Origin of the sequence: Microvirga soli, assembly GCF_016734765.1 — a bacterium.
GTDB classification, from domain to species: Bacteria; Pseudomonadota; Alphaproteobacteria; order Rhizobiales; family Beijerinckiaceae; genus Microvirga; species Microvirga soli.
Map to the genome: position 1 here is coordinate 157,828 of NZ_JAERQE010000005.1, position 20,580 is coordinate 178,407.

Annotated in this window: 15 protein-coding genes; 2 read left to right on the forward strand and 13 right to left on the reverse strand. The window is 64.1% G+C overall.

From position 1 onward, the window contains the following. Positions 1-43: 43 nt before the first annotated feature. The 7 genes from ybaK to JKL45_RS07510 all read right to left on the reverse strand — a co-directional run bounded on the left by ybaK (position 44) and on the right by JKL45_RS07510 (position 7,180). A complete protein-coding gene (ybaK, locus tag JKL45_RS07480) occupies positions 44-514 on the reverse strand; it encodes a Cys-tRNA(Pro) deacylase (RefSeq protein ID WP_201860485.1) in 471 nt (156 codons plus the stop codon). A gap of 36 nt (positions 515-550) precedes the next feature. Beyond that, on the reverse strand, positions 551-1,174 hold the full coding sequence (locus JKL45_RS07485) for an urease accessory protein UreE (RefSeq protein ID WP_201860486.1): 624 nt from the start codon (positions 1,172-1,174) through the stop codon (positions 551-553). Between the two features lie 73 nt (positions 1,175-1,247). After that, positions 1,248-1,733: a nucleoside deaminase gene (locus JKL45_RS07490; RefSeq protein ID WP_201860487.1), complete on the reverse strand. Its 486-nt coding sequence runs from the start codon at positions 1,731-1,733 to the stop codon at positions 1,248-1,250. 5 nt (positions 1,734-1,738) lie between these two features. After that, complete coding sequence (gene xdhC, locus JKL45_RS07495; RefSeq protein ID WP_201860488.1) at positions 1,739-2,704, reverse strand: xanthine dehydrogenase accessory protein XdhC; 966 nt, start codon at positions 2,702-2,704, stop codon at positions 1,739-1,741. Further along, positions 2,701-5,145, reverse strand: a complete 2,445-nt coding sequence (gene xdhB, locus JKL45_RS07500; RefSeq protein WP_246498359.1) for a xanthine dehydrogenase molybdopterin binding subunit — start codon at positions 5,143-5,145, stop codon at positions 2,701-2,703. The genes xdhC and xdhB overlap by 4 nt, the downstream gene beginning before the upstream one ends. Positions 5,146-5,149: 4 nt before the next feature. Further along, positions 5,150-6,631 (reverse strand): xanthine dehydrogenase small subunit, encoded by a 1,482-nt coding sequence (xdhA, locus tag JKL45_RS07505; protein ID WP_201860489.1) that lies wholly within the window; start codon positions 6,629-6,631, stop codon positions 5,150-5,152. A 108-nt stretch (positions 6,632-6,739) separates the two neighbouring features. Next, positions 6,740-7,180, reverse strand: a complete 441-nt coding sequence (locus JKL45_RS07510) for a VOC family protein (RefSeq protein ID WP_201860490.1) — start codon at positions 7,178-7,180, stop codon at positions 6,740-6,742. A 193-nt stretch (positions 7,181-7,373) separates the two neighbouring features. Between JKL45_RS07510 and pepN the strand changes: the two genes are divergently transcribed. Both pepN and JKL45_RS07520 read left to right on the forward strand, forming a co-directional pair. Continuing rightward, the gene (gene pepN / locus JKL45_RS07515) at positions 7,374-10,025 is read left to right on the forward strand and encodes an aminopeptidase N (protein WP_201860491.1); all 2,652 of its coding nucleotides are present in this window, start codon (positions 7,374-7,376) and stop codon (positions 10,023-10,025) included. Positions 10,026-10,339: 314 nt separating this feature from the next. Then, a complete protein-coding gene (locus JKL45_RS07520; protein ID WP_312896923.1) occupies positions 10,340-12,544 on the forward strand; it encodes an ATP-binding protein in 2,205 nt (734 codons plus the stop codon). A 145-nt stretch (positions 12,545-12,689) separates the two neighbouring features. Here the strand turns inward: JKL45_RS07520 and JKL45_RS07525 are convergent, their stop codons facing one another. From JKL45_RS07525 to JKL45_RS07550, 6 genes are all read right to left on the reverse strand, one after another. Continuing rightward, a complete protein-coding gene (locus JKL45_RS07525) occupies positions 12,690-15,650 on the reverse strand; it encodes a bifunctional [glutamine synthetase] adenylyltransferase/[glutamine synthetase]-adenylyl-L-tyrosine phosphorylase (RefSeq protein ID WP_201860493.1) in 2,961 nt (986 codons plus the stop codon). A gap of 94 nt (positions 15,651-15,744) precedes the next feature. Continuing rightward, positions 15,745-17,166 (reverse strand): sensor histidine kinase, encoded by a 1,422-nt coding sequence (locus JKL45_RS07530; RefSeq protein ID WP_246498362.1) that lies wholly within the window; start codon positions 17,164-17,166, stop codon positions 15,745-15,747. Between the two features lie 22 nt (positions 17,167-17,188). After that, positions 17,189-17,887, reverse strand: coding sequence for a winged helix-turn-helix domain-containing protein (locus JKL45_RS07535; protein ID WP_201860495.1), 699 nt, complete (start codon positions 17,885-17,887; stop codon positions 17,189-17,191). 246 nt (positions 17,888-18,133) lie between these two features. Then, positions 18,134-19,348, reverse strand: a complete 1,215-nt coding sequence (locus JKL45_RS07540) for a trypsin-like peptidase domain-containing protein (protein ID WP_201860496.1) — start codon at positions 19,346-19,348, stop codon at positions 18,134-18,136. 129 nt (positions 19,349-19,477) lie between these two features. Beyond that, entirely contained in the window at positions 19,478-19,900 is a 423-nt protein-coding gene (locus tag JKL45_RS07545; RefSeq protein WP_201860497.1) for a hypothetical protein, read from the reverse strand. 215 nt (positions 19,901-20,115) lie between these two features. Continuing rightward, entirely contained in the window at positions 20,116-20,577 is a 462-nt protein-coding gene (locus JKL45_RS07550) for a cytochrome c-type biogenesis protein (RefSeq protein WP_201860498.1), read from the reverse strand. Between the last annotated feature and the right edge of the window lie 3 nt (positions 20,578-20,580).

Sequence of the window (20,580 nt, forward strand, 5' to 3'; positions counted from 1 at the left end):
AAATAGCTCTTAGCTTCCGAGAGCATGGGTGGTTTGGATGACTTCAGACCACCCCCGCCACCTTCGCGCCCAGCAACTCAGCCGCAGCGCGAGGGTCGAGCTTCACCTGTAGTCCCCTCTGCCCACCGTTGATGAAGACGCTCGCGTGCTCGAAGGCCGATTGCTCAAGCACAGTCGGGACGCGCTTCTTCTGGCCGAAGGGGCTGATGCCGCCGACGTGGTAGCCAGTGATGCGCTCCGCATCAGCCGGCTTCATCATCTGGGCCGCCTTGCCACCCAAAGCCGCAGCGAGCTTCTTCAGGTTCGCCTCCTGGTCGGAGGGCAGGATCACGCAGGCCGGCTTGTTGTCCACCAGCACCATCAGGGTCTTCAGCACGCTCGACGGATCGGCCCCCATGGCCTCGGCCGCCTGCAGGCCGATGCGCTCCGCATTGGGGTCGTAATCGTAGGTATGCACCGTGAAGGGCACGCCGGCCTGCTGCAGGGCTAGCGTCGCGCGGGTGGTCTTGGACATGGGCGGGAAGAGCTGGAGCTGGAGCTTCAGGCCTGATCAGTGATCGTGCTTGTGGCCGTGATGGTGGCCACATCCGCAGCCGGGGCCATGCTCGTGATGATGAGCATGATCATGTTTGTGCTCGTGTGCATGATCATGACCATGGCTGTGAGAATGGTCGTGGCCATGAGAATGCCCGTGGTCATGGCTGTGCGCATGTCCATGATGGTGATGCCCATGGTCGTGATCGCACACATGGGTGCTGCGCTCCGGCTTGAACGGGCGCTCCACCGGGGTCACGGTGCAGCCCTGGCCACGGGCCAGTTCCGCCAGGGCCGGGTTGTTCTCGATGTAGAGGGCGTCAGTCGTCATCTCGGCGAAGCCGTGATTGCTGCCGAGATGCCAGGCGAGGCGCATGAGGCGCAACGGGTTCTCGGCCCTCACCTCCAGCAGCGACTCAGCCGCCGCCTTCACCTGCACGAGTTGCCCGTCTTCGAGCCGCAGGGCATCGCCGTCATTGATGGTGGTTTCCATATCGAGATCGAGCACGATGTCGGTGCCGCCCTCGGCCCTCAGCGTTCCCTGGCGGCGGCTGCGCGCCTCATGGTCGAGGGTAATCGTGGCGACGACGCGGTCGGCCTTCACGGCGGGCTTGCGGACGATGGTGGTGACGCGGGGCATGGGTTCGTCTCGGTCTGTGATCGGTTGAGGCTCAGATAGGAGGCTCGGCCGGGCGCTGCCACCCGGCCGGCCATTAATAGGCGATCTTGTCGTCCTTGTCCGCCCAGGCATCGAACACCGCCTTGGCCTCAAGGCTCGGCTGGTGGTCCATGGGGATCAGGCGCTCGGATACGGGCTTGGGGATCTCGTCATAGATCAGGCTGTCGTCGAAGCCGATGTCGGCCGCATCCTGCCGGGTGTTGGCATAGACGATGCGGCTCATCCTGGCCCAATAGGCGGAGGCCAGGCACATGGGGCACGGCTCGCAGCTGGTATAGAGCGTCGCGCCCTCTAGGGAATGGTCACCAACCGCCCGGCAGGCGAGCCGGATCGCCGTGACCTCAGCATGGGCTGTAGGGTCCTTGGCGGAGGTCACCTGGTTCCAGCCCTCGGCCAGAACCTGGCCGTCGCGTACGACCAGGGCGCCGAAGGGGCCGCCAGCCCCCTCCTCCATGTGCTCGCGGGACAGTTCGATGGCGCGTGCCAGATGGCGCTGATCGTCGAGTCGATTGATGCTCATGATGCTTATGTATCGTTGGAGGCCGCGGGAGGCGAGAATTTTTGGGCGACACCCCCGTGCTCCCGCACCTGCAGCAGCTGCACGGTCACGGAAGCCGCAATGATCGCCGGGTCCTTGTCCTCGATGCCGGGCAGTCCGATGGGGCAGACGAGGGAGCGGATGGTCTCCTCAGGAATTCCCAGCTCCCGGAACCGCTTCTCGAAGCGCGCCCGCTTCGTGGCGCTGCCGATGAGGCCCACATAGGGGAAGTCCCGCCGCAGGGCGGCCGCCGTGATCGCCATGTCGAGGGGGTGGTCATGGGTCATGACCAGGATGAGCGAGTGAGGGCCGGCCTCGGCGATCTCCGCCTCCGGATCCCACATGCGGATGGCCTTCGCGTTCGGCGGGAGATGGGCCGGAAAAGCATCGTCCCGGTTGTCGAGCCAGCGCACGGCAAACGGTAGGGGTGCCAGCGACAGCACCAGCGCCCGGCCCACATGCCCGGCGCCGAACAGGAGCACGGGCGTGCGCACCTCGCCGTGGGTTTCGCGCCAGCCGGTCCAGCGGTCGTCGCCGACGGCGGAGGCGAAGTCGCGCCGCACGCGGCCTTCCTCCACCCGGCATTCCAGCTCGAACAGCCCACCTCCCGCCTCCGCTTCGACGAGGGGCGCGAGATCGTCCATATCGCGCGTGTCAAAAGTCTCGATCAGGATCTTCACCCGGCCGCCGCAGCATTGGCCGAGATCGGGCCCGAGCGCCTGATCGACGATCCGGGCCGGACCGCGGCCAGCCCCGAGCATCTCGCGGGCGATGTCGAGCATGCGGAATTCGAGCTGCCCGCCCCCGATGGTGCCGTGGAAGGCGCCGTCGGGTCGCACCACCATGCGCGTGCCGGCCTCGCGGGGAGCGGAGCCCTTCACGTCATGGACGGAGATGAGAGCGGCGCCTCCGTGCCGCTGCACGAAATCGGCCAGCTGGCGCCAGACCCTCACCCCATGGGCCTCCCCCGCAGCGCCTCGCAGGCGCGCAGGATCGCCTCCGGCGTCGCGGGCGCATGGAGCGGCACGGGCTTTTCAGGATCGAGCGCATGAATGGCATCGGCCAAGGCACAGAAGACGCTGTTCGCCAGCATGACCGGCGGCTCGCCCACGGCCTTGGAACGGTAGATCGTCTCCTCCCGGTTGGTGTTGGGATAGAGCGCCACGTTGAAGGCTGCCGGCACATCGGAGGCGACCGGGATCTTGTAGGTTGAGGGCGCGTGCGTGAGCAGATGCCCCTCCTTGCTGAAGACCAACTCCTCAGTGGTGAGCCAGCCCATGCCCTGCACGAAACCGCCCTCGATCTGGCCGATATCGATGGCCGGGTTCAGGGAACGGCCGACATCGTGAAGAATGTCGGTGCGCAGCAGGCGGTTCTCGCCCGTGAGCGTGTCGACGATCACCTCGGAACAGGCCGCACCATAAGCGAAGTAGAAGAATGGGCGGCCCGTTCCCTTCGCCCGATCCCAGGTGATCTTCGGCGTCTTGTAATGTCCGGCCTCGGAGAGCTGTACGCGGGCCGCGATGCATTTCTTCGCCATTTCATCGAATGGCAGGCTCTCGTTGCCGATGAACACCCGGTCGTCGCGGAACTCGATCTGTTCCTCCGGCACGCCATGAGCTTCGGATGCATAAGCGATCATTCGTTTCTTGATCGCGCCCGCCGCAATCTTCGCCGCCATGCCGTTGAGATCGGAGCCGGAGGATGCCGCCGTCGGCGAGGTGTTCGGCACCTTCGCCGTCGTGGTCGCGGTGATGCGCACACGCTCCATGGCGATGCCAAATTCCTCGGCCACCACCTGAGCGACCTTGATGTAGAGCCCCTGCCCCATCTCGGTGCCGCCGTGGTTCAGATGCACGGAGCCGTCCTGATACACGTGCACCAAAGCGCCGGCCTGATTCATGTGCGTCAGCGTGAAGCTGATGCCGAATTTCACGGGCGTGAGCGCAAGCCCCCGCTTCATGATCGGCGAGGAGGCGTTGAAGGCCGCGATCTCCTCGCGACGCGCACGGTAGCTCGAGGTCTCTTCGAGCGTGCGCACGAGATTGATGAGGGTGTCGGTCTCCTCCACCTCCATGCCGTAGGGCGTTACATTCTCGCCCGGCCGATAGAAGTTGGCATAGCGCACATCGAGCGGATCGCGCCCCGTCGCCCAGGCGATCTGGTCCATCACATGCTCGATGGCGAGCATGCCCTGCGGACCGCCGAAGCCGCGAAAGGCCGTGTTGGACACGGTATTCGTCTTGAGCCGCTTCGACGCAACGTGCACGGCTGGCATCCAATAGGCATTGTCCGCATGGAACATGGCGCGATCCACCACGCCGGCGGAGAGATCGGCCGAATAACCGCAGCGGGCGAGCAGATCGACAGCATAACCCTGGATGCGCCCTTCCTCGTCGGCACCCACTTTCCAGTCGCAGCGGAAGTCGTGGCGCTTGCCGGTGAGGATGAAGTCGTCGTCACGATCCAGACGCAGCTTGCAAGGTCTGCCGGTCGCCCGTGCCGCAAGCGCTGCGGTCACGGCCCATTGCGTCGCTTGGCTTTCCTTGCCGCCGAAGCCGCCGCCCATGCGGCGCGTTTCGCAGATGACATAGGCATCGGGAATGTCGAGCACGCGGGCGACCACGTGCTGTACTTCCGTGGGATGCTGGGTCGAGGAATAGACGTGGATGTCGCCGTCCTCGCCTGGGATCGCCATGGCCACCTGGCCTTCGAGGTAGAAATGCTCCTGCCCGCCAACGCGGAACTGGCCTTCCAGCCTCGTTGGCGCCTGTGCGATGACGGCGCTCGGATCGCCGCGGCCGTATGCATAATCCGGCAGCACGGTCTCCTGGCGCTCCAGGGCATCCTCGACAGTGATGCTCGGTGTCTCCGACTCGATCTCCATCACGGCTTTCTTGACGGCACGCCGCGCGGTATCGCGCGTCGTAGCGACAACGGCGAAGAGCGCTTGCCCCAAGAAACCGATCTCGGTGTCGACAAAGAGCGGATCGTCGCCGAAGGCAGGCGACACGTCGTTCTTGCCTGGGATGTCCGCAGCTGTGAGCACCGCCACGACACCGGGAACGGCGCGCACGGCGGAGACATCGAGGGAGATCAGGCGCCCACGCGCCTTCGGCGACTGACCGATGGCCACATGCAGCGTGCCCTCGGGCTCGCGGATATCGTCGATATACTGCGCCACGCCCTGAACGTGCTTCGGGCCGGAATCATGCGGCAGGGGTTTGCGAACGTGTCGGAGGTTCTCGATCTGCTCTCCTCCCCCTTGTGGGGAGGAGTTGGAGGTGGGGGTGTGAGCGCTACGCTGATCCAGTTCCGCGCGTGCACCCCCCTCCCTACCCTCCCCCACAAGGGGGGAGGGAATTTGCGCTTGCATGTTCGGACGCTCGTTCATGGCCCTACTCCGCCGCCTGGAGCGCGTCGCGCTGGCCGATGATGCGCGTGGCATGGGTCTCGCCCGATGCCGTTTCGCTCAAAGCCTTGAACACGAGGTTGCGTGCTACCGTCGCACGATAAGCGGCCGAGGATCTGTGATCGTCGAGGGGCTGGTAATCGCGCGCGATCGCCGCCATGGCCTCGCCCCAGGTCGAGGGCTCGTCGAGGGAAAGGCCAACGAGCGCCCGTTCCGTCTCAGGAGCCCGCTTCGGCGTCGCCGCCATGCCGCCGAAGGCAACGCGCGCCTCGGCGATACGCCTGCCGTCGAGAGTAAGCTTGAAGGCACCCATGGCGGCCGAGATATCCTCGTCGAAGCGCTTGGTGATCTTGTAGGCGCGGAACACCTCATTGCCTTTGAGCTTCGGCACCGCGATGCGACGGACGAACTCGCCGGGTACCCGGTCCTGCCTGCGATAGGCGATGAAGAAGTTTTCAAGCGGTAGCGTGCGCGTGGCATCGCCATGGCGCAGTTCCAGCTCGGAACCGAGCGCGATCAACGCCGGCGCAAGATCGCCGATGGGCGAGCCGTTGGCGATGTTGCCGCCCACAGTTCCGGAGGCACGCACCTGCCAGGATCCGAAGCGGCGCATGAGTTCGCCAAGATCAGGGTCGATACGGGCAAGGGACGGGTGAGCATCGGCATGGGTCACGGTGGCGCCGATGCCAAGCTCATCGGAGGTCTCGGCGATGACATCGAGGCCAGCCACGCGACCGAGCCAGATGATCTTCTCGATCTCGGCCATGCCCTTGGTGATCCACAGACCCACATCGGTGCAGCCGGCCACCAGGGTAGCATCGGGGTGCTGCGCATAGAGCGCCGCCAAGGAGTCTTCGCTCGCCGGCGCCGCAAAAAAGCGTGTCTCATCGCCGAGGAACACATCCTGCCCATCGGCGAGCGCCATCAGGCCCTGCACATTCTGCTCGGCATTCGTGGTGAAAGCATCCGCAGGCTCCTCGCCGCAAGCCTGCAAGGCCGCGTCGACGATAGGCCTGTAGCCTGTGCAGCGGCAGAGGTTGCCGGCGAGCGCATCGTTGACGGCCTCGCGGCTCAAGGGTCGCTCGGCCTCATGATAAAGCGTGAAGAGGCTCATTACGATGCCGGGGGTGCAGAACCCGCATTGGGAGCCGTGCGCATCCACCATGGCGGATTGCACCGGGTGGAGTTCGCCACCTGCAGCAAGATCCTCGACCGTGACGAGCTCGGTTCCGTCGATCTGGCCGAGCAGCAGGATGCAGGCATTGACCGGCTCGTAATGAACGCGCCCGCCTCTCACCCGGCCCAGGGCCACGGTGCAAGCGCCGCAATCGCCCTCCGCGCAACCTTCCTTGGTGCCGACGCGACGCTCCTGAAGCCTTAAGTAGTCCAGAAGCGTGGTGCGCGGATGAAAGCCTGAAACCTCGACTGCTCGTCCCTGCCGCCAGAAGCGGATTGTCTCTCGTACCACGATGTTCCTCCGCCGGTTCGACCCGGCTTTATTATGGTGGGCCGGGTAGAATGGCGGAGCAAGACCTTTTCGCCAAGGGGCGACCGAGCGGCAGTCGAGGGGCCGAGCTTACCAGGTGCCGGTGTTGGCCATGGACGCCCAGGGCTCCTGCGAGGGCTTGGGCTCACCGCGCTGGAGCAGCTCGATCGAGATGTTGTCGGGGGACTTCACGAAGGCCATGTAGCCGTCGCGGGGCGGGCGGTTGATGGTGACGCCTGCATCCATCAGCCGCTGGCAGGTCTCGTAGATATCGTCGACCCGGTAGGCAAGATGACCGAAGTTCCGGCCTCCGGCGTAGTCTTGCTCGTCCCAGTTATAGGTGAGCTCAAGAAGCGGCGCCTTGGTGTCCTGGGCCTTCTCCACATCGCCGGGCGCTGCCAGGAACACGAGGGTGAACCGACCCTTCTCGTTCTCGATCCGGCGGACCTCGACCAGGCCGAACTTGTTGCAGAAGAAATCGAGGGATTGTTCTAGGTTCGAGACGCGAACCATCGTGTGCAGGTATTCCATGATCGTCTCCGTGAGCGGAAGTCACGTGATGGCGTATTTCGACCGGAGATCAAGGGGTACCATTTTGTTGCGCGGAAAAAGCCTTGGATTTGGCCAAGATCCCGTGACTTTTAAGCGTTGCTGCGCCAAGCAGACTGGCGGTCCCTCCCCAAGGCCCTAGAACCAACGCAACTTCGTTTCAGACGAGTACCAGATGCGCACCGAGACAGCTCCCGTCGTTCGCCTTGAGGATTACCGGCCCAGCGACTTCCTGATCGACAAGGTTGAGCTTGATGTGAAGCTGCACCCGACGAGGACGAGGGTGACCGCGACGCTCATCATGAGACCCAACCCGGCCGGGCGCTCGGATGCACCCCTCGTTCTCGACGGCGACGAGCTGAACCTGAAATCCGTGACCCTGGACGGGCGCCCCTTGTCGGCAGAAGAGTTCGAGGCCTCGCCGCATTCGCTCACCATCGCGCAGGCGCCGCGCCAAGCCTTCACCCTGACGATCGAGACCGAGATCAACCCGACGGCCAACACCAAGCTCATGGGCCTCTACCGCTCGGGCGGCAATTACTGCACGCAATGCGAGGCGGAAGGCTTCCGGCGCACCACCTATTTCTTCGACCGGCCCGACGTTCTCTCCGTCTACACCACCCGCATCGAGGCCGACCGCGAGGAGGCTCCCGTCCTCCTCGGCAACGGCAATCTCGTCGAGAGCGGATCGATGGACGATTCCGGCCGCCACTATGCCGTCTGGCACGATCCGCATCCCAAGCCGTCCTACCTGTTCGCGCTGGTTGGCGGCCGCTTGGGCCGCGTTGCCAAAAATTTCACGACCATGAATGGACGTGAGGTTGAGCTTGCGGTCTATGTGGAGCCCGGCAAGGAGGATCGCGCCGATTACGCCCTGGACGCCCTCGAGCGCTCCATGCGCTGGGACGAGCGGGTCTTCGGGCTTGAATACGACCTCGACGTGTTCAACATTGTCGCCGTGTCCGATTTCAACATGGGGGCCATGGAGAACAAGGGCCTCAACATCTTCAACGACAAATACGTGCTGGCGAGCCCTGAGACCGCCACGGACATGGACTACGCCAATATCGAGGCCATCATCGCGCACGAGTACTTCCACAACTGGACCGGCAATCGCGTCACCTGCCGAGACTGGTTCCAGCTCTGCCTGAAGGAGGGCCTGACGGTCTTCCGTGATCAGGAATTCTCCTCCGACGAGCGCTCGCGCCCCGTGCATCGCATCGCCGAGGTGAAGACCCTGCGCGCCCGGCAGTTCCTAGAGGATTCTAGCCCGCTTTCCCATCCGGTGCGCCCGAACCAGTACCGCGAGATCAACAACTTCTATACCGCCACCGTCTATGAGAAAGGCGCTGAGATCGTCCGCATGCTCAAGACGATCATCGGCGAGGAGGATTTCCGGCGCGGCATGGATCTCTATTTTGAGCGCTGCGACGGCACGGCCGCGACGGTCGAGGATTTCCTGAACGCGTTCGCGGAGGTCACAGGGCGCGACCTGTCCCACTTCGCCCGCTGGTACGAACAATCCGGAACGCCCCGGGTCAAAGTAAAGAGCCATTACGACGAGGCCGCGCAGACCTACCGGCTGGATTTCACGCAAGTCACACCCCCGACACCCGGACAGGTGAAGAAGGAGCCAATGGCCATTCCGGTCACGCTCGGTCTCGTCTCTCATGATGGATCGGCCATGGCTGCCGCCTGCGACCGGGTGGATGAGCGGGGCGTGTTCCTGCTCGACAAGGCCACCGACAGCATTACCTTCACGGGTGTGACGTCCCTGCCGGTTCCGTCTCTCTTCCGAGGCTTCTCGGCCCCGGTGAAGGTCTCGCTCGATCTGCCCAACGAGGAACTGCTCGTTCTCCTGAAGCACGACACGGACGCGTTCAATCGGTGGCAGGCAGCCCAGACCGTCGCCATGCGGCTGCTGGCCTCCCTCTCGACCGACAGGCCGGTCGCGGATGAGGAGATCGACGCATGCTCGACCGCCCTCTCCTCCTTCATCGACAAGGATGCCGAGAACGATCCCGCCTTTGCGGCCCTCGTCATGACCCTTCCGAGCGAGGCTGATATCGCGCAGGAGATCGGCCAGGAGGTGGATCCGGATGCGATCCATCGCGCCCGCTCCGAACTGCGCCAGCGCCTTGGATTGGCCTGTGCGGGGCACCTGCAGCGCATTTACGAGGCCTTCACCGCTTCAGGCCCATACAGCCCGGATGCGGCCAGCGCCGGACGTCGCGCCTTACGCAATGCCTGCCTCGATCTTCTGGCCGCAGCCGATCCCAAGGCTGGTGAATCACTGGCCTCTGCGCAGCTCGAATCTGCCACCAACATGACGGACCGCCTCGCCTCGCTCAGCGTGCTCACGACCATTCCGGGCACAGCGCGCGAGGATGCCATCGCCCGCTTCGGTGAGCGCTATCGCAACGAGCCGCTCGTAATCGACAAATGGTTCACCCTGCAGGCTGCGATCCCGGAAGATGGAACGCTTGAGCGGGTGAAGGGCCTGATGCAGCATCCCGCCTTCTCTCTCGGCAATCCTAATCGGGTGCGTTCGCTGATCGGAAGCTTCGCCATGCTGAACCAAGTTCAGTTCAACCGGGCGGACGGCGCGGGATATCGGCTCCTCGCTTCGATCGTCCTGCGCGCGGACGAATTGAATCCGCAACTGGCTGCGCGTCTTCTCACGGCGTTCGGCACCTGGCGGATGATGGAAAACGGCCGGAGAAATCATGCGGAAGAGGCCCTGCGCTCCATCGCGCAAAAGCCCAATCTTTCCCGCGATGTAGGGGATATCGTGAGTCGTTCCCTTGAGGAGAGTCAGTCGAAATAACCTATATGGATGAAGAGGTTACAGGCTTGTCCCAGATTTCCCCAGGGGAAAGCAACATAGGAAATTTTTTATTAACCTTCGGGTTCTACTAACTAGACAAATCACCTGCCCAAGATTCTATTGTTAGTGATTCGGAGAGATGCGGCACGTCCTCCGAAACAGGACGCAAATGGTTCCGGAGGAAGCATCGCATGGCGGGGGCGGTGACCGCATGCGTACCCGCGCGTGCGGGTACGATTCTAGGGGTAACGCGATCAGACGCGAACCCCACCTATCGACGGCTTGAACGATACGAGCCCCTGCTCCGCTTGGCGGTGCCGGCGGTCCTGATCCTGTTTCTGATCACGCTTGCAGGCAGCGCCTGGGTGCAGATCCGTGACGGCCGCAAGGACACGCTCTTCGACGCCATCAGCGACATCGACATCATCGCTTCCCTCTCGGCGGCAAAGCTCGGCGCGGCTCCTGCTCCCAGCAACGGCGCGCAGGCTGCAGCGCAGCTGGAGCATCTCGCCAAGGACATGCCGCCGAGCGCCCTGACGCAGAACCGCACTTTGATGCTGGTCGATCAGGCAGGCACCATCCTGGCCGTTTATCCGCCGATGAAGAATGCTCCCGGCAAGCTCACCGATATCCTGGGCGAAGCGCAGCCGCTGATGCTGTTCGCCGATCGCGCCGGCGTCATGACGGTCCGGCTCCCCAGCGGCGTTGAGGGCATGGCGACCGTTCGCTCGCTTGCCGCCTCGTCGGGGCAGATCGCACTCGTGCAGCCCATGCCTCATATTCTGTCAGGCTGGTGGACGCGCACCATCGGTCACGTCTCGCTGCTTGGCGCCACGATCCTGGTGCTGCTCGGCATCGGCGTGGCTTATGTGATGCAGGCGAACCGCGCGCGCGCCGCCGACGAAGTCTGTGAGAAGGTGCGCGACCGGATCGACTCCGCGCTCAACCGCGGACGCTGCGGCCTCTGGGATTGGGACATCGGCCGCGGACGCATCTACTGGTCCGATTCCATGTACGAACTCCTCGGCTACGAGCGCCAAGACGAGTTCCTGTCCTTCGGCGAAGTGAACGCCATGATCCATCCCGAGGATCAGGATCTCTTCACCCTGGCCGAGCAGCTCGCTTCCGCCAGCACCTCGCTTCTCGATTACGAGTTCCGCATCCGCAGCATCACCGGCGACTGGGTGTGGCTGCGCGCCCGCGCCGAGCTGATGAACGATCCGGACGACGCGGCAAGCCATCTCGTGGGCATCGCCGTGGACGTGACCGAGCAGCGCGGCCTGGAAGAGAAGACCGCCAAAGCCGATGCCCGCCTGCACGATGCCATCGAGGCGATCTCCGAGGCCTTCGTGCTGTGGGACGCCAACAACAACCTCGTGCTGTGCAACTCGAAATTCCAGAAGCTGCACGAGCTGCCGGCCGATGCGCAGCTGCAGGGCAAGGCCTATGCAGAAGTGATGGCGCTGGGCCGGCCGCCGGAAGTGCAGCACCAGTTCCTGCGCCGCGAGCAGCAGGATGTGGGCGCGCGCACCTTCGAGGCCCGTCTTCAGGACGGACGCTGGCTGCAGATCAACGAGCGTCGCACCAAGGACGGCGGCTACGTGTCGGTGGGCACGGACATCACTGCGCTCAAGCGCCATGAGCACCGCCTCGTGGAATCCGAAAAGGAACTCATCGCGACGGTTCTCGATCTCAAGCAGTCGCGCCAAAAGCTCGAGGCGCAGACGCACCAGCTCGCCGATCTCGCCGAACGCTACCTCGACCAAAAGGCCCAGGCCGAGAGCGCCAACCGCGCCAAGTCGGAATTCCTGGCCAACATGAGCCATGAGCTGCGCACGCCGCTCAACGCCATCATCGGTTTCGCGGAAGTGATGCAGAGCGGCATCTTCGGCTCGCTCGGCTCCGACAAGTACGAGGAATACTGCACCGACATCCGCTCCAGCGGCCAATATCTCCTGTCGGTGATCAACGACATCCTCGACATGTCGCGCATCGAGGCGGGCCGCACCAGCCTGACCAAGCAGCCGATGGAGGTCCATGCCGCGGTCCAGCGCGCCCTCAAGCTGGTGGGCGAGCAGACCAAGGCGAAGAACCTCTCCGTCACCGTCGACGTGAACCCCGAGGACATCGTGGTGCCCGCCGACGAGCGCGCCCTGCACCAGATCCTCGTCAACCTGCTCCAGAACGCCACCAAGTTCACCAGCGAGGGCGGCTGCATCACGGTGCGCACGCGCCAGGCCGGCAACGCGGTCAACATCTATGTTGAGGACAACGGCATCGGCATTCCGGCGCACGCCCTGCACAAGCTCGGCCAGCCTTTCGAGCAGGTCGAGACCGAGTTCTCGAAGAGCTACAAGGGCTCAGGCCTCGGCCTCGCCATCGCCCGCTCCCTCACCGAGCTCCACGGCGGCAGCCTACGCATCAAGAGCCAGGAAGGCCTCGGCACCATCGTGCTGGTCCACCTGCCGCTCACCGAAGCTACTCATGCGGACATCGCGCTGGCGGATGCGGCGGCATAAGGCGACTCTCCTTACCAGACTGAGTAGATAAGGCCGGTGTCTCACGACACCGGCTTTGTTGTTCGTATTATAAGTGCTAGGCTCAGAGTCATAAGAGCAAAGCTGGAGGCTGAGATCGCCAGCCTTTGCTGAGCTCAGATGAAGCTCAATGCTTCTCGTGCGCAATCACTCCCCAAACCCTCGCGACATGCTCTCGCATCTCTCCCAAATGTTCCAGCAACACCTTTGCGCTTGGTAATCCTGCCACGGTGGAGAGACGCTTCAGGATGATCAGCGGCACCCGATCGGCATCGAATTTGCCTTCAATCGTCAGGCGCTGCCACTGGAAGATCTCGTTGAAAAGTTTGTGCGCTTCGATGAGTGTCCTTGCGTCAACGTTTGGCAATAAGGCTTTCGCTTGAGCCTCGGCGAAAGTGGCTTCCGTCGGCAAGCCCGCGAGCGTTGGATGCTTGCTCGCATAAGCCAGCACCAAGCCTTGCGCCATGAAGTCGAGATCGGTGAGGCCGCCGCGGGAGAGCTTCATGTCCCAGGGATCGTCGTCGCCCTTTTCCTGAGCGATGAGTTCGCGCATGGCGCGCACTTCCTTGAACACCTTCTTCGGGTCGCGTTTTACGGTGAGAATGTCCCGCACAGCCTCAGTAACCTCCGCGCAGAACCCTTCGTCACCTGCGAGCACGCGGGCGCGGGTGAGCGCCATGTGCTCCCAGAGGTCGGCTTCACTCTTCTGATAGTTCACGAAGCCTTTGAACTGCGAGGCGACGGGGCCTTTTCCGCCCTGCGGGCGCAGGCGCAGGTCCACCTCATACAGCAGGCCACGGCGTGTCGGCACGGTGATCGCGGAGACGAGGCGCTGCGTCAGGCGCGTGTAGTAGACCACCGCGTCGAGGCTGCGCGGGCCGGTGCTCTCGCGGCGCTCCTCGTCGAAATCGTAGATCACCACGAGGTCGAGATCGGAGCCGGCCGTGAGCTCGCGGCTTCCCAAGCGACCGAGGCCCAGGATCGCGATGCGCGAACCCGGAACGGTGCCGTGATCGGCCTCGAAGGCGCGGCGCACTTCGTCGAAGGACGCACGGATGACAGCGCGTGCGATGGCGGCGTAGGCCTCGCCGGCCTGTGCGGGTGAGAGAACGCCAGAGAGAAGCCGTGCGCCGGTAACGAAGCGCATCTGACGCGCCGCATCGCGAATGCGATCGAGGAAATCCTCGAAGTCGCGCGGCGGACCGATGAGCTGGCGCACCTGTTCTTCGATGGTCTCGTCATGGGTGGTGGGCGTGCCGAAGGCGGGATCAATCAGCGCATCGAGAACGTGGGGCGATTGCGCGACGGTGTCGGCCAAGCGCGGTGCCGTGCCGAGGAGATCGGCGAAGAGGAGCCGCAGACGGTCGTGGGATTGCAGGATGGTGAGGAGTTCGACGGCAGCCGGCATGCGGCCGAAAGCGCGGTCAAGGGCAGCCAATGCACCATCGGGATCGGCGGTGCCGCCGAGCGCCGCGAGCAGCGCCGGCGTAAGTTCGGTCAGCACCTCGCGGGCGCGAGCGCTCTGGATCGCGGGACGGCGACCGAAATGCCAGCCCCGCACGGTCTCCGCCACGCGCTCGGGCTCATGAAAGCCGAGGCGCTGCAAGGTGGCCAGGGTATCGGGGTCGTTGTCCGAACCGGTGAACACGAGGCTGCCGACGTCGGAGGCGAGTTCAGGCCCCTCCTCGAAGAGCAGCGCGTAGTGGCCCTGCACGATCTTCGCCTGATCGGTCAGCGCCTTCGAGAAAGCCTTGAGGTTAGGGTAGCCACAGAACCTGGCGAAGCGCTTGAGCTGCTCCTCATCCGAGGGCAGGCGCTGTGTCTGCTCGTCAGCCACCATCTGCAGCCGGTGCTCGATGGTGCGCAGGAAGCGGTAGGCATCCGAGAGTTCGTCGCGAGCCTTGTCGGTGATCCAGCCTTCGTCATGAAGGGCTTTGAGCATATCGAGGGTGCGGCGCCCTCGTAGACCGGGACGGCGCCCACCGAAAACGAGCTGTTGCGTCTGCACGAAGAACTCGACCTCGCGGATGCCGCCGCGTCCGAGCTTGATGTCGTGGCCGGTCACTGCGATCTGATCGTGCCCGCGCACCGCGTGGATCTGGCGCTTCATGGCATGCACGTCGGCAATGGACGCGAAGTCGAAATACTTGCGCCAGATGAAGGGGCGCAGCTCCTTCAGGAAGTTCTCGCCGAGCGTCAGATCCCCGGCGATGGGCCTTGCCTTGATGAAGGCCGCGCGCTCCCAGTTCTGCCCCACCGTCTCGTAATAGACATAGGCCGATGACAGGGACACGGCGGTGGGCGTCGAGCCCGGATCGGGCCGCAGGCGATAATCGACGCGGTGCACATAGCCGTCGGCCGTACGCTCCTGCAGCAGCTTGGCGAGTTGCTGTGCAATGCGCGTGTAGATTGTCGCGGCCTCGGAAGGATCCCGCAGGATGGTCGTGTCCGGATCGAAGAAGATCACGAGGTCGATGTCGCTCGAGTAGTTGAGCTCCCCTGCCCCATGCTTGCCCAACGCCAGCACGGTGAAGCCGGAGCCCTCGCCCGGACGATCCGGGTTCACGAGAGTGACGCGGCCCAGATCCGCCATCTCCATCAGCACGAGATTGACGCCACCGGCAACAGACGCATCGGCAAAATCGGAGAGCGCCTGCGTGACCTCTTCTGTGCCCCAGAGCCCGCCGATATCGGCCAAGGCGACGAGGAGCGCGTGGGCATTGCGGTTCTGCCGAAAGGCCTGCACGGCATCATCGCGGGTGACGGCACCCGTGCGCAGCTCACGGAACAGGCCGGATTGGCTCTCGATGATTGCCCGATGCGCCTCCTCCGGAGAGGAGAAGGCCAGCCTCGCGACGCGGGCCGGATCGTTGACGATCAGCTGCCAGAGGAAGGGAGAATGGTCGGCCAGCCCCAGAAGGAGATCGCGGAAAAGACCCTCGCCGAGATGCTCAAGCAGATGGGCCGCCTCGGGCTCATCGCGCACGCGGTCGATAAAATCCTTCAGCTGCGCCTTCGCACGCTTCTGGTCGGCCACGAGCGGCGCCTTGGTCAGGCGGCTGAGGAGGGAGTTCTGAACATCCGGCACAGCGGGTCTCTTCGGCTTTCTGCGACGAGCCGAGTGTTCATGCCCGAGGTTTGGAGGCAACTGAAAACTGCCGAGGGGCTCTCATCCTTCAGGCTTAAGCGGCGGTCTGAAGGGATGTCTGGGGCAGTTCCACGGCCTTGAGCGGCAGGGCCAGGACGACCCGCAGGCCCGGCTCGTTATCCTCCAGGCGCAACACGCCGCCATGGAGGCGCGCCACCGCCGCAACGAGGCTCAGGCCCAAGCCGAAGCCGGGACGGGAGCGGGCCGTTTCCAGACGGACGAAGCGCTCAAGCACCCTGCCCCGCTCGGATTCCGGAATGCCTAGCCCCCGGTCCGCCACCGCGATCAGCACCTCGCCATCGCGGCGATGGGCCGACACGCTGATCGTTTTGTTGGGAGTGTCCGACGAGGCACCATATTTGAGGGCGTTGTCGAGGAGGTTCGACATGGCCTGCCCGAGGAGCTCGCGGCTGCCGTGAACCGGCAGGTTGTCCTCGACCGAGACCTCAAGATCCACTCCGGCTTCCTCGGCCAGCGCATCGTAGAGTTCGGCCACGCCGCGCACAGCCTCGGCGGCGTCGAAATCGGCCAGTCCCTCGCGGGCGCTGCCTGCCTCGAGGCGCGCGATCATCAACAGCGCGTTGAAGATGCGGATGAGGTTGTCGCTCTCGTCGATGGTCGCCTCCAACGCTGTCTTCAGCTCGTCGGGCGTCTTGGCCGTGCGCAGGGCCTCGTCGGCCTTGTTGCGCAGGCGCGTCAGCGGCGTCTTGAGGTCGTGGGCGATGTTGTCGGAAACCTCCTGCATTCCGCGCATCAGCTCGCCGATGCGGTCGAGCATGGCATTGAGGTTCTGCGCGAGCCGGTCGAGCTCGTCGCCGGTTCCCGCCACCTTCAGCCGTCCGCCGAGATCGCCCGCCATGATGTGGCGGGTGATGTCCGTCATGTCGTCGACGCGTTTGAGCACCCGTCGCGTGATGAACCATCCGCCGAGGCAGCCGAGCACGCCGATGAACAGGAGCGAATAGCCGAAGGCACGTTGGATGATGTCGCGCAGGCGCCGGCGTTCCTCGATGTCGCGCCCGACGAGAAGCCTGAACCCACCAGGCAGAAGATACACGCGCACGATCGCTACATCGGGCCGCGTCTCCGTCTCGTCGGTGCGGTTGTAGAGCGTTTCGAACTGACCTGTCCGGCCAAGAACATCGGGAGGCAGAGCGCCCACATTGCCGGCGATGCGTTCGCCCGTCTCGGTCGTGACGAGATAGATCAAGGCGCCAGGCGCCCGCGAGCGGCGCTCGACGCTGGTCACGAGGCGGCGCAGCCCTCCGAACCTGTACAGGCTGGACAAGCTGTCGATCTCGCTCTCGATTGTGGAGACGAACTGCTCCGTGAGCAGCCGCTGGGCGTTCCAGGCCACATAGCCAAGGCCCACGAAAGCGAAGACGGTGAAGATGAGGAGGTAGGCGAGAGACAGCTTGAAGGCGGTCGTGCGGACGAGCTTGCCGATTGCGCTCATAAAGGCGCTCATGACGGCGTTCTCACTCGTCGTCCCCCTCGGCACCGACGCGCACCGTATAGCCCGCGCCTCGGATGGTGTGGATGAGAGGCTTGTCGAAACCCTTGTCGATCTTGGCGCGCAGGCGCGACACGTGAACGTCAATCACGTTGGTTTGGGGATCGAAGTGATAATCCCACACATGCTCCAGCAGCATGGTGCGGGTGACCACCTGATTGGCGTTCTTCATCAGGTATTCGAGCAGCCGGAACTCGCGCGGCTGCAGCACGATCTCCTGCCCCGACCGGGTCACGCGATGGGACAGGCGGTCGAGTTCCAGATCGGCGATGCGGTAGACAGTCGGCTCGGCATTGGGTGCGGAGGCACGGCGGCGCGAGAGAACCTCGACGCGTGCGAGAAGCTCGGAGAAGGCGTAAGGCTTCGGCAGGTAATCGTCGCCGCCCGCGCGCAGCCCCTTCACCCGGTCGTCCACTTGGCCCAACGCCGAGAGGATGAGCACGGGTGTCTCCACCTTTTGCTCGCGGAGCGACCGGATCAGGGAGAGGCCGTCGAGCTTGGGCAGCATACGGTCGACTACGAGCACGTCGTAGTCGCCGGCTTCCGCCATGGCATAGCCGTCGAGGCCATCCGCGGCGTGGTCCGCCACGTGTCCTGCTTCCCGAAACGCCTTGACGAGGTAGGAGGCGGCCTCCCTGTCGTCCTCGATGATCAGAATCCGCATCGGCCTGCACGCTACACAAGAAAAAAGCCCGTCGACGGACCGGTCCTGGAGGGGAAAGACCGGTCCGTCGCGGGCAGAAGACACCAGGTGTCGGGGGCAATCAACAGGAAAGCCTGGTGCCTGTGCTGTTATCCGAGGGGGCACGCATTTCCCGGCGAAGTGGAAACCGGTTCGCCGTAAGGAAATGCGGCAACTCCAGAGCATCGGATGGATCCCAAAAGTGGTGTCCACTTTTGGGTCCGATGCTTAGACGCCCTTCGGCTGGCTCGCGACCTCGAGGGTCACGGTCCGCTCCTTGCCCTCACGCCAGAGGGTGAGCGACAGGGTCTTGCCCGGAGCGACATTGGCCACCTTGCGGGACAGATCCTTGGCCTCGTTGATCGGCTGGCCGTCGACGGCGATGATCGTGTCGCCCGTCTTGATGCCGGCCTTGGCCGCAGGACCGTCCTTCACGGCTTCGGCCACAAGGGCGCCCTTGGGCTCCTTCAGGCCGATCGCCTCGGCGATCTCCTTGGTCACCGGCTGCATCTGCACGCCGATGAAGCCGCGGGTCACGGAGCCGCTCTCCTTCAGGGACGCAACAACGGTCTCGACCGTGCTCGCCGGGATGGCAAACGCAATACCCACATTGCCACCCGACGGCGAGAAGATCGCCGTGTTCACGCCCACCACCTCGCCTGCGAGGTTGAAGGTCGGGCCGCCCGAGTTGCCCCGGTTCACCGAAGCGTCGATCTGGATGAAGTCGTCATAGGGTCCGGCGCCGATGTCGCGGTGCTGGGCCGACACGATGCCGGCCGTCACCGTGCCGCCGAGGCCGAACGGGTTGCCGATGGCCACCACCCAGTCGCCGATGCGGGCCTTCTGGCCGGCGAGGCGAACGTAGGGGAAGTCGCTGCCCTCGACCTTCAGCAGGGCCAGGTCCGTCTTCGAGTCGGTGCCGACCACCTTGGCGTCCAGGGTCTTGCCGTCGTCCATGGTGATCTCGACCTCGGAGCCCTTGTCGACCACGTGGTTGTTGGTCACGATGAAGCCGTCAGCGGAAACGAAGAAGCCGGAACCCATGGACTGGCCAAACCGGCGGGGCTGCTCGCGGCGCTGGCCGCGATCGCCACGATCACCGCGTTCGCCATCACGGAACTGGCGGAAGAAGCGCTCCATCGGGTGGCCGGGGGGCAGGTCCGGCATCGAGAACTGCTGGCCGTTCTCATCGTCGTCGCGATCGGCCACGTTCTGCACCTTGACCTTCACGGACACGACAGCGGGCTTCACCCGCTCGATCACGTCGGCAAAGGACGGAACATTCTGCACCGGCTGGGCCATGGAGCGCAGCTCGGCATGGGCGGCATTGGGGGCAACCAGACCGCTCTCGACGGCGCCGCCTGCGATCAACGCAGCCACGGCCGCCGCGCCGAGCCATTTTACGGTGCGCTTGCGGGCGGGAGTGGAAACCTTGTCCGACATCTCTTGTCTCTCCTCGAAGAACCCTTGTCGGTTCGTCATGGGAGCAAGATGGGGGTTGGCGCCTTACGGCACCCTCACCTGTAGATGAAATGTTGGTAAGGTTTCGCGACCGGCGGACAGCGCCGTCTTTCACCGGCTCGTGCGGGACAACCGCCTGAGGTGCTTGCGGCCGGATTTCTTCACATTCAGACTTCCGGTCGAGTTCATTTTCATTTTTCGCCGACCGGCACTTTGGGCAGTCTCGGCCTTGCTCCGGATCGAGCCTGTGGCGGGCGCCAGATGCCTGTCCGGTGCATCGTTGATCGCCCTCCTTGGTGGCAGCGGCGTATCCTTACGAGCAACAAAAGCACGGGTCATGCATTCGGTCACATGCGCACCACGCCGCTTCACAATCCGCTGGAAACTGTCGACGCCGATCTTTCCCTTCGGGGCAATCGCAAGCCTCGCCTCCTGACGACAGGCCTCACGCTTGGCGACGAGATTTTCATCTGATCGTGCAGCAAAAGGAAGAACGAGGAGGACAAAACCCAATCCAAAGGCCGCAGCTTTCACGACCGTCCCTTTCGCAGGAAATATCAGGAGATTGATGGCCCGATATCACCAGCTTGGCGGTTTGGCACAGCGACAAATTGGCATGTTCACTGGAAAAAGCGGCGTCGTTTCCAACCGGAGAACAAGATCCTAGCGGACGGAGATTTTGCTCTTATGGCTAGGCAAGAAGACTGCACTTCCGGGTGCAGCTTTCATGAAATCTGTAAGCTTGTGGCTCAAGCGCTTTGATCGCGCTTGAGCAGGTTCTCCAGCGCCTTGCGCTCCTCATCGTCGAGGGTTGCGGCTTTAGGCTGCGGGCGCGTTCTCATGGCAGCATAGGCACCGACTCCGCCCAGCACCATAACAAGGGCCGGCGTGAGCCAGAGCAGCAATGTATGCATTCCGAAAGTGGGTTTGAGCAGCACGAACTCGCCGTAGCGCTGGACGAGGAAGTTCTCGACCTGATCGTTCGTGTCGCCGGCCACGAGGCGTTCGCGCACGAGGAGGCGCAGGTCCTTGGCGAGCTGGGCGTCTGAATCGTCGATGGACTGGTTCTGACAGACGAGGCAGCGCAGGCCCGCCGAGATCTCGCGGGCGCGCTTTTCCAAGCCTGGGTCCTTCAGCACCTCGCCCGGCTGCACGGCAAAGGCGGAGGCGCTGAAGAGTAGGGCCGCGACGATGGCGAGGACGAAGCGCATGGC

Excerpts from the sequence above, each read along its gene's own strand:
- ybaK (WP_201860485.1), bottom strand. The coding sequence starts at position 514 with ATGTCCAAGACCACCCGCGCGACGCTAGCCCTGCAGCAGGCCGGCGTG.
- JKL45_RS07485 (WP_201860486.1), bottom strand. The coding sequence starts at position 1,174 with ATGCCCCGCGTCACCACCATCGTCCGCAAGCCCGCCGTGAAGGCCGAC.
- JKL45_RS07490 (WP_201860487.1), bottom strand. The coding sequence starts at position 1,733 with ATGAGCATCAATCGACTCGACGATCAGCGCCATCTGGCACGCGCCATC.
- xdhB (WP_246498359.1), bottom strand. The coding sequence starts at position 5,145 with ATGAACGAGCGTCCGAACATGCAAGCGCAAATTCCCTCCCCCCTTGTG.
- JKL45_RS07510 (WP_201860490.1), bottom strand. The coding sequence starts at position 7,180 with ATGGAATACCTGCACACGATGGTTCGCGTCTCGAACCTAGAACAATCC.
- pepN (WP_201860491.1), top strand. The coding sequence starts at position 7,374 with ATGCGCACCGAGACAGCTCCCGTCGTTCGCCTTGAGGATTACCGGCCC.
- JKL45_RS07530 (WP_246498362.1), bottom strand. The coding sequence starts at position 17,166 with ATGAGCGCAATCGGCAAGCTCGTCCGCACGACCGCCTTCAAGCTGTCT.
- JKL45_RS07535 (WP_201860495.1), bottom strand. The coding sequence starts at position 17,887 with ATGCGGATTCTGATCATCGAGGACGACAGGGAGGCCGCCTCCTACCTC.
- JKL45_RS07540 (WP_201860496.1), bottom strand. The coding sequence starts at position 19,348 with ATGTCGGACAAGGTTTCCACTCCCGCCCGCAAGCGCACCGTAAAATGG.
- JKL45_RS07550 (WP_201860498.1), bottom strand. The coding sequence starts at position 20,577 with ATGCGCTTCGTCCTCGCCATCGTCGCGGCCCTACTCTTCAGCGCCTCC.